This is a genomic window from Rhodococcus sp. IEGM 1302, assembly GCF_030056935.1.
Classification (GTDB): Bacteria; Actinomycetota; Actinomycetes; order Mycobacteriales; family Mycobacteriaceae; genus Rhodococcus_F; species Rhodococcus_F qingshengii.
Window position 1 is genome coordinate 95,336 of sequence record NZ_JASHKY010000003.1, and the last position, 12,366, is coordinate 107,701.

Annotated in this window: 13 protein-coding genes; 2 read left to right on the forward strand and 11 right to left on the reverse strand. The window is 60.2% G+C overall.

The window, feature by feature from the left end:
- Window positions 1–29 precede the first annotated feature (29 nt).
- Window positions 30–443 (forward strand): single-stranded DNA-binding protein, encoded by a 414-nt coding sequence (gene ssb, locus QM609_RS07540; protein ID WP_007733347.1) that lies wholly within the window; start codon window positions 30–32, stop codon window positions 441–443.
- Window positions 444–447: 4 nt separating this feature from the next.
- Here ssb and QM609_RS07545 read toward each other — a convergent pair whose 3' ends face one another.
- Window positions 448–906 carry a MarR family winged helix-turn-helix transcriptional regulator gene (locus QM609_RS07545; RefSeq protein WP_050656179.1) on the reverse strand — a complete coding sequence of 153 codons (459 nt, stop codon included), beginning with the start codon at window positions 904–906 and terminating at the stop codon, window positions 448–450.
- Window positions 907–1,012: 106 nt separating this feature from the next.
- Between QM609_RS07545 and QM609_RS07550 the strand changes: the two genes are divergently transcribed.
- Window positions 1,013–2,830: an ABC transporter ATP-binding protein gene (locus QM609_RS07550; RefSeq protein WP_007733348.1), complete on the forward strand. Its 1,818-nt coding sequence runs from the start codon at window positions 1,013–1,015 to the stop codon at window positions 2,828–2,830.
- Window positions 2,831–2,949: 119 nt separating this feature from the next.
- Here QM609_RS07550 and QM609_RS07555 read toward each other — a convergent pair whose 3' ends face one another.
- From QM609_RS07555 to QM609_RS07600, 10 genes are all read right to left on the reverse strand, one after another.
- Complete coding sequence (locus QM609_RS07555; RefSeq protein WP_283337244.1) at window positions 2,950–4,638, reverse strand: FAD-dependent oxidoreductase; 1,689 nt, start codon at window positions 4,636–4,638, stop codon at window positions 2,950–2,952.
- Between the two features lie 147 nt (window positions 4,639–4,785).
- The gene (locus QM609_RS07560; RefSeq protein WP_007733351.1) at window positions 4,786–5,985 is read right to left on the reverse strand and encodes an acyl-CoA dehydrogenase family protein; all 1,200 of its coding nucleotides are present in this window, start codon (window positions 5,983–5,985) and stop codon (window positions 4,786–4,788) included.
- Window positions 5,986–6,010: 25 nt separating this feature from the next.
- On the reverse strand, window positions 6,011–6,991 hold the full coding sequence (locus QM609_RS07565; RefSeq protein ID WP_039973333.1) for an NADPH:quinone oxidoreductase family protein: 981 nt from the start codon (window positions 6,989–6,991) through the stop codon (window positions 6,011–6,013).
- A complete protein-coding gene (locus QM609_RS07570; RefSeq protein WP_007733354.1) occupies window positions 6,988–7,410 on the reverse strand; it encodes a MaoC/PaaZ C-terminal domain-containing protein in 423 nt (140 codons plus the stop codon). Before QM609_RS07570 ends, QM609_RS07565 begins: the two co-directional genes overlap by 4 nt.
- A complete protein-coding gene (locus QM609_RS07575) occupies window positions 7,407–7,856 on the reverse strand; it encodes an FAS1-like dehydratase domain-containing protein (protein ID WP_003945322.1) in 450 nt (149 codons plus the stop codon). Before QM609_RS07575 ends, QM609_RS07570 begins: the two co-directional genes overlap by 4 nt.
- Before the next feature lie 27 nt (window positions 7,857–7,883).
- On the reverse strand, window positions 7,884–8,669 hold the full coding sequence (locus QM609_RS07580) for an SDR family oxidoreductase (protein WP_076948677.1): 786 nt from the start codon (window positions 8,667–8,669) through the stop codon (window positions 7,884–7,886).
- Complete coding sequence (locus QM609_RS07585; protein WP_007733359.1) at window positions 8,662–9,537, reverse strand: SDR family NAD(P)-dependent oxidoreductase; 876 nt, start codon at window positions 9,535–9,537, stop codon at window positions 8,662–8,664. The genes QM609_RS07580 and QM609_RS07585 overlap by 8 nt, the downstream gene beginning before the upstream one ends.
- A gap of 1 nt (window position 9,538) precedes the next feature.
- A complete protein-coding gene (locus tag QM609_RS07590; protein WP_042446094.1) occupies window positions 9,539–10,669 on the reverse strand; it encodes an NAD(P)H-dependent flavin oxidoreductase in 1,131 nt (376 codons plus the stop codon).
- A complete protein-coding gene (locus QM609_RS07595; protein WP_042446091.1) occupies window positions 10,666–11,424 on the reverse strand; it encodes a CoA-transferase subunit beta in 759 nt (252 codons plus the stop codon). Before QM609_RS07595 ends, QM609_RS07590 begins: the two co-directional genes overlap by 4 nt.
- Window positions 11,421–12,284: a CoA transferase subunit A gene (locus tag QM609_RS07600; RefSeq protein ID WP_007733364.1), complete on the reverse strand. Its 864-nt coding sequence runs from the start codon at window positions 12,282–12,284 to the stop codon at window positions 11,421–11,423. Before QM609_RS07600 ends, QM609_RS07595 begins: the two co-directional genes overlap by 4 nt.
- Window positions 12,285–12,366 lie beyond the last annotated feature (82 nt).

The following is a 12,366-nucleotide window of genomic DNA, read 5'->3' on the forward strand; positions in this document are numbered from 1 at the left end:
GGGTTCTGGAGTTCGAAGGGGGATCGGACATGTACGAAACGCATGCAACGGTTGTCGGAACCGTCATCACCAATCCGGTGAAGCGGCAGACCACCAATGGCGAAGAGGTGCTGAGCTTTCGGATGGCGAGCAACACGCGTCGCAAAGACGCGGTGACCGGAGAGTGGACGGACGGAGCGACCCTCTATCTCACGGTGAGTTGCTGGCGGCGGTTGGTCACCGGCGTCGGCGCATCCATCATGAAGGGTGATCCGGTCATGGTGGCGGGGGAGTTGCGCACCAACGAGTACACGACCAAAGAGGGTGTGCCTCGTTCCGATCTCGAGCTACGGGCGACTGCGGTAGGCGCGGACCTTGCTCGTTGCATCTCGAAGATCGAGCGTCAGAGCAAGCCGACGTCGGCGGAGAATGTCGAGGACGCAGTCGACACCGTCGCTGCGTGAGGACTCAGACCGAAGGTTTCGGGCAGTCGCGGGGCCGCGAGTCGTGCCCCGCGTCCACTCGCTCGAGAAGTTCGGTGAGAGTTGCTCGCTCCGATTCGTCGAGGTCGTCGAACACATCCGAAGATTCGCGTCGTTGAGCTTTTGCGACGTCGGCAGCGAGGGTAGCGCCGGCGTCGGTGAGCGCGAGTAACACGGCTCGCCGATCGTTCGGATCGGGAGTGCGGCGCACCCATCCGGCCTCTTCGAGGGAATCCACGACGTCGGTCGCCGACCGCGGAACGATGCGCAATCGCTCGGCAAGAAACCCGAGTCGAACCGGCTCGCCCACTCGGGTCAGTACTCGCAGCGCTCGGCTTTGCGACGGCGAGAGACCGAATGGTTCCAGCGCTGCCACCTGACGTCGGCGGATGAGCCGTGCCACGGACATCACGACGTCGGTGAGTTCGCGCTCTCGGGAATGCATGGCGTCAGTCTAGCGTTGTTGGTGTCAGCCTCATAGTGAGGTAACCTCATCAATATGAAACTAGGGTGAGAAAGCCTCCAGGAGGTAGAACGTGAAACCAGATCACATGCGAAACATCGAACGATCCGCTGTCGAGATCACTCCGGCGGAATCCGTACCGGCAAAGCGCGTACTCGGACTGTTCGCGCCGTATCGAACTCAGATCGCCATCGTCACCGCGGTCATCACACTCAGCGCGATCGTGGCGCTGGGCAGCCCGCTGCTCCTACGCGAAATGCTCGACAAGGCGATCCCGGACAAGAACCTCGGACTCGTGAGCGTTCTGGCCATCGGCATGATCGCCATTGCCGTGATCACGAGCTGTCTCGGCGTGGCCCAGACATGGATGTCCAACAGCATCGGCCAGAAACTGATGCACCAACTGCGCGTGCGGGTCTACTCGCATCTGCAGAATCAGTCGCTCGGATTCTTCGCTCGAACCCGAACCGGAGAAGTTCAGTCGCGTATTGCCAACGACATCGGCGGTATGCAGTCGGTGGTCACCAACACGGCAACGTCCATCGCGCAAAATGCAACGACCGTGGCAGCCACCATTGTTGCTCTGTTCCTTCTGGATTGGCGGCTTGCCATCTTCTCGCTGGCGATCTTGCCGGTGTTCATCCGTATCGCACGCAAGATCGGTGACGAGCGCCGCAAGATCTCTGGTAAGCGGCAGAAGCTACTCAGTGATCTGTCGGTCCAGGTGGAGGAATCTCTCTCCGTCAGCGGCATTCTCCTCGGCAAGACGACCGGCGCGAAGTCGGCTCTGACGGATCGATTCACCGAGCGTTCAGCGGAAGTCGCAGACGTCGAACTCCGAGCCATGATGGCCGGCAAGTGGCGCATGGCGACCATGTCGATCACCTTCGCAGCCATGCCTGCACTGGTCTACTGGTTTGCCGGTTTCACTCTCGATCACGGCAACACCATCACCGTCGGCACCCTCGTCGCATTCACCACGCTGCAAACACAATTGTTCCGCCCCACCATGATGCTGCTCAACACGGGCGTCGAGGTGCAGAGCTCGATGGCACTGTTCAGTCGCGTGTTCGAGTACCTGGATCTGCCGATCGACATCGCGGATCCGGAAGAGTCGAAGAGCTTCGACCGCACCAAGATGTCCGGCGAACTTCGGTTCGACCACGTCGACTTCTCGTATCCAGGAACCGACAGCAAGACCCTCGACAACATCGACCTCACGGTCCCGGCCGGCGGAACCTTGGCGCTTGTCGGCTCCACGGGTTCGGGCAAGACCACTCTCGGATACTTGGCCGCACGTCTGTACGACCCGACTGCGGGATCGGTGAGAATCGACGACGTCGATCTGCGGGACCTCGATCTGGCGACGGTCTCCGACCTGGTAGGTGTGGTGTCGCAGGAGACGTATCTCTTCCACACGACGATTCGTGAGAACCTTCGGTTCGCGAAACCCGACGCCACGGACGCCGAGATCGAGCAGGCAGCGCGCATCGCGCAGATCCACGAGTTCATTTCCGGTCTCGACGACGGGTACGACACCATGGTCGGCGAGCGCGGCTACCGATTCTCCGGCGGTGAGAAACAGCGCATAGCGATCGCGCGCACAGTCCTGCGGAATCCGCCGATCCTCGTCCTCGACGAGGCGACGAGCGCCTTGGACAATCGCACTGAACGTGCGTTGCAGGACGCGCTCGACGAGCTGATGGTCGGACGCACCACTCTTGTTGTGGCGCACCGACTCTCCACGGTTCGAGATGCGGATCTCATCGCGGTCCTCGACCAGGGCGTGGTTGTGGAAAAGGGCACCCACGACGAACTGGTGAAGCAAGGCGGGCGGTACGCGCAGCTGCTTGCGGCTTCGGGTAGCGACGCGGTCGAACTGCCTGCGGAATTGCAGACTGTGTGACAGTGCATCCATCGCGTTGGCGAGTCACCTAGCACCGACCAGAGGTGGCATGGATGGTTCGTCCAGGCCACCTCCGCGTGGTTGTACGTCGTGCCGACGGGAACGGGAACGACTCCGATCTATCGCGGGTCCTGTCGGCGGTCAGCTGCGTGGCGCGCCGCGATGTATCCGAAAACCATCGCCGGCCCGATGGTCGCGCCTGCCCCGGCGTAGTCGTTGCCCATGACCGCGGACGAGGTGTTGCCCGTCGCGTAGAGACCTGCAATCGGTTCACCGGAACTGTGCATGACCTGTGCATGTTTGTTGTAGACGAGCCCGCCTTTCGTTCCCAGATCGCCGGTTCGTAGTCGAATCGCGTAGTACGGACCTTCGTCGATCATGTCCATCGAGGGGACTGGCAATGTCGGGTCCCCGTAGTAGTTGTCGTACGCACTTTTTCCACGCTCGAAGTCTTCGTCTACACCGTTGTGCGCAAACCTGTTGTATCGATGCACAGTGAAAGCTAATTGTTTCTTCGGAAGTCCGAGGCGGCCGGCCAACTCGTCGAGCGTGTCGCCGGTGTAGAGGAGTTCGTTGTCGAACCAGGATTTCGGGAACTTCTGCCCCGGCATGATCGCTCCGATCTGATAGCGATTTTTGGCCTTCGCGTCGAAGATGAACCACGCTGGGTCGTGACCCCCGGCAATCTGGTTGTGGACGAATGTCACGTAGGGAGCGGATTCATTGGTGAACCGAACTCCGTTCTGGTTCACGATGATCGATCGGGGAACCGACCGTTCGGAGACCAATCCGTGCATGATCCCGTCAGGTCTCTTGAACGAGGGCATCCACCACGCGTCATCCATCAGGTCAACTGCGGCACCGATTTGTTGTCCCGCGCGGATGCCGTCTCCAGTGTTGTCGACTGAACCGAGGCTGTAGTTGGCGCTGGCGTTTTCCGGGAGATATTGCCGACGCATCTCGTCGCTCTGTTCGAAACCGCCGCAGGCGAGCAGTACGCCTTTGGAAGCTCGGATTCTGACAGTGCGGCCGTTGCGCTCGGCCACCACACCCACCACGCAATCATCGTCGTCGGTGATCAGCGATTCCATCGCAGTGTTCAGCCAAAGCGGAACGCCGGCTTGTTTGATCGCCAGGCGCAGACGGCCGACCAGGGCCTGCCCGAGTGTCTCCATGTGCCTTCTGGTCAGAACACTCTTCGCTGCACGCCACCCGGTTGCCAGCGCAGCACGTCGCCCTGCCCAGGTACGCATGACCATGTTCAGTTTCACGAACTCTTTGGATGTGATGTACAGACCGGCGGGAGTCGGAAGTGCGCCGGGGCGCAGACCGGACTCGTCGGTGCCGAGCGTTTTCAGGTCGAAAGGAAGCGGTTCGATGGTACGTCCACGTGGGCGACCGCCCGGCTTCTCCGGGTGATAGTCCGAATAGCCCGTACACCATTGGAATCGCATGAGCGGGCTGGTCTTCTCGAGGAACTCGAACACGCGTGGACCTTCGTCGACGAATGCGTCGATGTTGTCCTCGGGAACTCCATCACCAACGACAGCTCGCATGTACGCCCGGACGTCGTCACGGCTGTCCGAGAGCCCTTCACGGATGAGAGTTGGATTGTTGGGCACCCAGATGTTGCCGCCCGACAGCGCGGTGGTGCCGCCATAAACGTCTGCTTTTTCGATGACGAGGGTGTTCAGACCATTGGCGGCGGCTGCCAACGCCGCGGTCAACCCACCGGCACCGCTGCCGACAACGAGGAAGTCCACTTCGTGATCGAAGGACACTTCCCTTGATTTTGACGCGCGAGGCATTTGCCTCTCCTATTCAATTGGTTGAGGTTTTCTCTTCACGGGCCGCAGCCCGAAGGGGTTGACCGAGGTCAACCATGCGCTCGAGTGGACGAAGGCTGATGATTCAGCAATACAACGGCTTTCGCGGGCCTCGAACACCGATCGCCGTCAGCGGTGCTTGCGCAACTCGTGGCGTGCGACGCTCCTGATATGCACTTCGTCTGGTCCGTCGGCGATACCGAGGATCCGGGCACTCGCCCACATTCTCGCGATCGGGAAGTCGTCGGTGACACCGCCACCCCCGTGGCACTGGATCGATCGATTCAGGACGTTGCGCGCCACACGAGGACCGATGACTTTGACTGCCGCGATCTCGATCTGAGCGCCCTTGGCTCCGACCTGGTCGATGAGCCATGCTGTCTTCAGCACCAGAAGGCGGGCCTGCTCGATTTCCATTCGCGATTCGGCGATCCAGGTCCGGACAACTCCCTGATCCGAGATCGGCCCGCCAAAAGCGTTACGAGACTGGGCACGTCGAACCATCAAGTCCAATCCGCGCTCCGCCATGCCGATACAGCGCATGGCGTGGTGAATTCTGCCTGGACCCAGGCGCGCCTGTGCGATGGCGAACCCGTCTCCTTCGGACGCAAGCATATTTGTTGCCGGTACTCGAACGTTATCGAACCGAATTTCACAGTGGCCGTGTTGGTCGTGGTATCCGAATATCGGTAAACTGCGCACGATTTCGACTCCAGCGGTGGCGACGGGCACCAAGATCATCGATTGCTGCTTGTGGGGCTCTGCCTCGGCATTCGTCTTCCCCATGACTACCAGAATTTCGCACCTTGGGTCTGCTGCACCGGTCGTCCACCATTTTCGACCGTTCACGATGTATTCGTCGCCGTCCCGAACAATCGACGTCGTGATGTTTCGGGCATCGGAGGACGCAACATCGGGTTCAGTCATGGAGAAGCCCGAACGCATTGTGCCGTCGAGCAGTGGTTGAAGCCATCGCTCCTTCTGCTCGCGGGTTCCCACCAGGTGCAGGATCTCCATGTTTCCGGTATCGGGCGCCGCGCAGTTGAGGGCTTCGGGGGCAATGTAGGGCGAGCGTCCCGTCACCTCGGCGATGTGGGCGTAGTCGAGGTGAGACAGTCGTGAGAGCGCCGGCATGAACAGATTCCACATGCCCTGGCGTCTCGCTTCCAACTTCAGCGACTCGACCACGGGTGGCAAGACGTGACTGCGAGGTCCTGCGGCCTCGAGTTGTTCGGAGTAGACCGACTCAGCTGGGTAGACGTGTTCGTCCATGAATGCTTCTAGACGCGCGATGATTTCGCGCGCGGCGGGGCTCGGAGCTAAGTCCATTGACGGCACCTTTTGTCGTGAATTGTCATTCGGGGTTGGTTGAGAGGATGACTTTGCCCAGCGCTCGTCGACTCATGACTTCCTCGAGTGCGGTAGGAGCATTGATCAGCGGGTGGATGCTGTTCACATGAGGAGACAGAGCGCCACCGTCGTACATGTCGAAGAGCGCTCGCATGTTGTCCGCGTTGCACTCCGGATTACGCTTCGCCCATGCGCCCCAGAGAACTCCATGTAGCGCCCCGCCAACGACGAGGAGGCGATTCATGCCGATCTTCGGAATCTGCCCCGAAGCGTAGCCAACCGTCAAATATCTTCCTGCGGTGGATAATGCGCGCACCGCTGTAGCGGCGTGATCTCCACCGACCGGGTCGTACACCACGTCTACACCGGACGGTGCGACCTGTGCGACTCGTTCGCGAAGGTTGCCCGTTGTGTAGTTGATCAACTCGTCTGCTCCATGTTGCTTACAGACCTCGAGTTTCGCTTCGGAGGACGCCGCCGCCACCACGCGTGCACCCAATGCTTTGCCGATCTCGATTGCGGTGAGCCCGACGCCCCCGGAGGCACCCAGGACGAGCAATGTCTCTCCTGGTTGGATCGCAGCTCGGTCGACGAGTGCGTGGTAGGACGTTCCGTAGGTAACCACGAATCCGGCAGCGTCGGAGAAACTCATGGAATCAGGGATGACAAAGACCTTGTCACTGGTGACCGCCACGAGTTCCGCGTATCCGCCCATGCCGCAGAAGGCCATGACTCGCATCCCCGGGGTGACCCCTTGGACGTCCGAGCCGACACTGTGCACTACACCCGCGACTTCCGACCCGGGAATGAAGGGGAGTGGGGGTTTAGTTTGATACGTTCCGGCGACGATCAACCCGTCGGGAAAATTGACACCCGCCGCCTTGACCGAGACGAGAACTTGGTTCGGTGTCGGCGTGGGATCGTCAATTTCTGTGAACTGCAGTTGATTCGGCAACCCCAGCTGGGTACATACGTGCGCCTTCACGGCCGCTCCGACGGTACGAGGGGCGTCCGCACGAAGGTTGCCCACGCCTTGACCGCCAATCCGCCGGTCTGCCGCGTGCAGGCGAGTTCGACGTCGATCTTGTCACCTTCGTCGTCCGCATAGGTTCGTTCGACAAGCGCTGAGCATGTCAGAGTGTCATCGGGCCAAACCTGTTCGAGGAACCGAACTCGTATCGCTCGGATGTTCTCTGCACCCAGCCAATCGGTGGCGAAGGTGGCCAGGAGCCCAGCTTGGAACATCCCGACCGAAAACGGACTCGGGTACCCCGCCGCCTCGGCGAAAACCTGGTCGTGATGAATCGGATTCATGTCTCCCGACGCACCTTGGTACCTGACGAAATCGGTGCGGGATACCGGACCGACAACCCACGGGGTCGGGACTGACACTGTGTTGATCAAGATTCCTCCACAGTCGGTCGAGCAGTTTCCACTCCGGTCATAGTTGCCCGAGCAATGAGATTTCCCTGTTCGTCTTCGAAATCCGTTGTCATCACGGCAAAAGTCATCTCGCCGCCCTTCCGTCCCTGCTTCGTGTAGATGTCGACGATCCGCGAAGTGCAGTTCAGACGAGTACCTGCGCGGGGAGGTGGACCGAAGAACTCGTACTTCTGTTCGGCATGGAGTCCGCGTTTGCCGTCGAGCTCTACCTTCCGCCACGGATCCGAGCCCTCTGTCTGCCAGAGGAGGGTCGTGGTGAGAAACGTCGGGGGCACTACCGGGAACTCGTCTTCGACATAGTTCCGATTGCTCGAATACGTGGCAACGGCGAACTCACGAATCTTGCCGCGCTCGATGTCCATACGGAACGGGGTGCCCGTGATACCTAGTGACTCTTTGTCGACCACAGCTTCTCCTTCAGACCCCATGGGTGGCTATGCATGTTGGCTACTTACCGAAACGACTTCGCCCGTCATGTACGACGAGTAGTCGCTTGCAAGAAAGACCATGACGTTTGCGACCTCCCACGGCTGTGCCGCACGACCGAAAGCCTCACTCTTGCTGAGCTGTTCGAGCAGTTCGTCGCTGGTCACCTTGGCAAGGTGAGGATGCATCGCGATGCTCGGTGCAACCGCGTTGACCCGGATTCCGTGCGGTGCCACGTCGAGGGCAGAGCATCGTGTGAGCGCCATGACGCCGGCTTTCGCTGCGGCGTAGTGCGACTGCCCTTCCTGCGCACGCCAGCCGATGACCGACGCGTTGTTGACGATCACCCCCGACCCTCGTGGAATCATGACTCTCAACACTGATCGTGTGGTGCGGAAAGTGCTCGTCAGGGTCACATCGAGTACCGAACACCACTGCTCGTCGGTCATACTTTGAATGCTCGCCGTCCCGCCGAGGCCTGCGTTGTTGATGAGGACGTCGATGGATCCATACTCGGCAACCACCCGATCGACCATTGCGTCGATCTGCTGATTGTCCGTGACATCGCAAGGAACAGTGAGTGGGCGGGTGCCGAACTCGGACTCGATGCGGTCGGCGGCCGCGATCAATCTGCGCTCATGCCGGTCACTGATCGCCAGTCGGGCGCCTTCGGCAGCAAAGCGTTGTGCCGCTGCGAATCCGATTCCAGTTCCCGCTGCTGCTGTCACCAGAACGGATTTGCCTTGAGCAAGGCCGTGTCCCGGACCAGCGATCGGCGCAGTCGTCTCAGACAATTTCACTCATCGCCTCTGTCAACTCTTCCACCGTCCATCGCGAGTCTCTGGCGATGGTCTTTCCGTACTGCCACCCGAGAAACTGGCGGACTTCGCCGCCTTTGGCGTAAAACACCTGACCAGTGGCGGGGCACTTCTCGGTGAGCAGATAGGCCACAACTGGCGAGACGTTGCCTGGATGATAGGTGTCGAATGCACTCGGATCGTCAGGTGCTGCAACAAGTTCCTTGATACCGGGAACGTTCTCGGTCATCCGTGTCCTGGCCACGGGCGTAATTGCGTTGACTCGCACACCGTATCGGGCGACCTCCTGTGCGAGGATCGTTGTCAACGCTGCGATCCCGGCCTTCGCGGCGCCGTAGTTGCTCTGACCGACGGCACCGAGCAGCCCGGAGGTGCTCGATACGTTCACGATCGACGCCGCGACGGTTTCGCCCGACTTCGAACGCTCGCGCCAGTAGTTGCCGAATACAGTGCAGGGCGCGAATGTAGCGCGTAGTTGTCCCGAGATCACGTCGTCCCAATCGGCCTCGGGCATGTTCAGAAACATTCGATCACGCAGGATGCCGGCATTGTTGACCAGGCCGTCGACCGAGCCGAATGCCTCGAGGGCCAGGTCCAGGAGTTCGCTCGCGCCGTCGATCGTCGTGACGTCCGCGACACTGGCAACTGCGATTCCTCCGGCCGCGACGATTTCGTCGACGACCGATGCCGCAATACTGATGTCGTTTCCGTGCCCGTCCGGTCCGGCGCCGGTGTCGTCGACAACCACTTTTGCGCCTTCGGCCGCAAGTAGCAGGGCGTGCTCCCGGCCCAAACCACGACCGGCACCGGTTACTATGATTACTCGATCTTTCAGCTGATTCATTTCAGTTCGTTGTTCCTTTCACGTTTTCAGTTGACAAGACTCGACTGTCCAATTCGGGTGCGGGTGTGAGTCGAGCAAGGACGGCCTCCGCGTCCTGCATGATGCGTTCGACGAGTTCTGCGCTACTGGGGATGTCGTCGATCAGTCCGACGACCTGCCCGGTCGCCATGACTCCGATATCCGTGCGGCCGTCGAGGAGTGCGGATCGGTACAGCATCGGTGCGTTGGCGGCCATCACAACTTGCCGCCAGCCGAGTTCGTGGCTCTTCCGCATTTCCAGGCCTTCACGTATCAACTTCGACCAGGGTGTTCCCGAGAGACGTTGGAAAGCAACAGCATTGCGGGCAGCACGTAACATGCGCGTCGGTCCGTGGCTTGATTCGAGTTGATCGATCGTTCCTGCGCGCAGCACACGCTGAGGAACCCCGTCGATCTCGAGTGTGACCACGGTGTCGTTGACCGACTTCGAGAGATAGACATCTTTGACTGCCTGAGACACCGGTGAATCGCTGGTGAGCATGAAGCGAGTCCCCATCGCGATTCCGTCTGCACCGTAGGCGAGTGCTGAGACGAGACCTCGGCCGTCGAAATATCCGCCTGCCGCGATAACGGGGATGTCGACGGCGTCGACTACCTGTGGCAGAAGCAAACTCGTGGGGACTGCGCCTGTGTGTCCGCCGCCCTCGCCGCCTTGAACGACAACTGCGTCAACTCCCCACGCTGCAACTTTCTCGGCATGTCTGCGAGCTCCGATCGACGGCACGACAACAAGGCCTGCATCTTTGAGTCGGCCGATCAGCGCCTGGTTCGGTGCGAGCGCAAAGGAGGCGATCTTGACCCCCGATCGAATGAGAAGTTTGATTCTGCGATCGATGTCGTCCTGGTTGGCTCGCAAGTTCACGCCGAATGGTTGGTCGGTGCGGTCTTTGACGTAATCGATGGCGCTGACGAGTTCGTCGTAGGTCAGCATCGCCCCGGCGATGATTCCCAAACCGCCGGCTTTGGTTGTGGCCGCCGTAAGTCGGGCGTCCGAGACGTACCCCATGCCGGTCTGCACAATCGGATACTTCACACCGAAGAGTTCGCAGATACGGGTGTGCAGTGGCCCGGTACCTGAGTTCAGCACGGTCATGCCGGTACTTCCTTGTCACGTAGGTTCCGTGGATCGATGACGTTGCGAATCAGGTCGAGCTCCTCGCTTGTGGGGGTTCGAGTAGTGGGTACGGCTTTGGGCAGGTGGAGTTCGAACCCGGTTGCGGCTACTACTTCGTCGACGGTTACGCCGGGGTGAGTCGACACCAGACGCAACTGTCCGCTATCCGGCTCGAAGTCCAGAACTGCGAGATTTGTGACAACTCGTCGTAACTCGTGGTATCGGCTGGCCGACGGTCCGGCCTTGCGTGCATTGTCGTTTCCGACACCGGAAACCATGTCGACCTGTGAAGTGAGGACGCGTGCACTGTGTTTCGGCACCCAGTAACTTGTCGGGTGATGCACGGTATTGCTCGGCGCTCCGCGGACTCCCAAGAGTTGCACTGTCGGCCGCGAATGATCACCTATCGCGGAGATGTTGCAGTTCCCATAGGAATCGAGCTGCGTGGGAATCATCATGATGTGCCGTTTGCCATTCCAGACGAGATTGAAGATCTGGTTGAAGGGCAACCACGATTCGACCTCGCCTGCCGGAGTTCGGTCGACGGCCCACGTGCCGCGCACGGCTGACGCTTCTCCGTCGGACAACACGAGATCGGGTTCGAAAGTGTGACGCGCCAATCGCACACCGATTGCAGGTATCACGCCGAATGCGCTCGCGATCACTTCACCGTTGCCTCGGTACGCCTCGGCGCACGCGATCGCGCAGACCTCTGCCCGAGTGGCGTCACTCATGCCGGCACTCCTTCGAATTCCGCAGCGACGAGTCTCTGGTAGTCGGCCTCGGAGCCGGACAGATATCGGTCGACGAAGCGTTGCCAAGCTTCTGGATCTTTTGCTGCAGTGGCATATTCGAGTTGGAAAGCCTCGTCACGATCGTAGTCGGGTACGCAGGATGTGAAATGCGCACCACCTGGAGCGTGAACGACTCCCGATACAAGCAACCGGGGAATTCGAATCGTCGACGGATGTGCATCCGCGGTCAACTCCGCAGTGGGAACCACTTGTTCGCAAGAGACATAGACCGATTCGGCAGCTAGGCAGAACAGGTCGTCGAAGTACAGGTCCGGCCCGAGGTATTGGGCATTGCCATGCATGTCCGCGCGGTTCATATGTACCAGCGCGGCATCGAGGGGGAGCGCCGGCATCGCAACCAATGATTCGCCCGCATAAGGATCGACGATCGTCTGCAGTTCCGGATTCACCCGGAGGACGTCGGAACCGAGTCCCGCGCGAGTCGGCAGGTAGGGCATACGGATCCCGGCCGCGTACAGGCCCCATTGGAGCATGCCCTCGTCGTATTCGCTGACCTCGATACGACCAGCCTGTCGGGCTGCTCTGAAGTGAGGGTCCAGGGGTATCGAGTCCAGCGAGACGAAACCGAACACAACCTTTCGAACCTTTTCGGCTGCGCACAACAACCCCACATCAGCTCCGCCGTACGACACAACGGTCAGATCGGTCAGTTCTGACTTGAGGATCTCTCGGATGAGTGACATCGGCTTCCGGCGCGAACCCCACCCGCCGATTCCGATTGTCATTCCCGATCTCAGTCGACTTACGACATCTGCTTCCGACATTGTCTTGTCCGACACGCGTCCGTCCTCTCCTGGTATTTCACGAGCGCTCAAAGTCTCGTATCAAACGTTTGCTACGCGGTACGGAGCGACTGTAGCA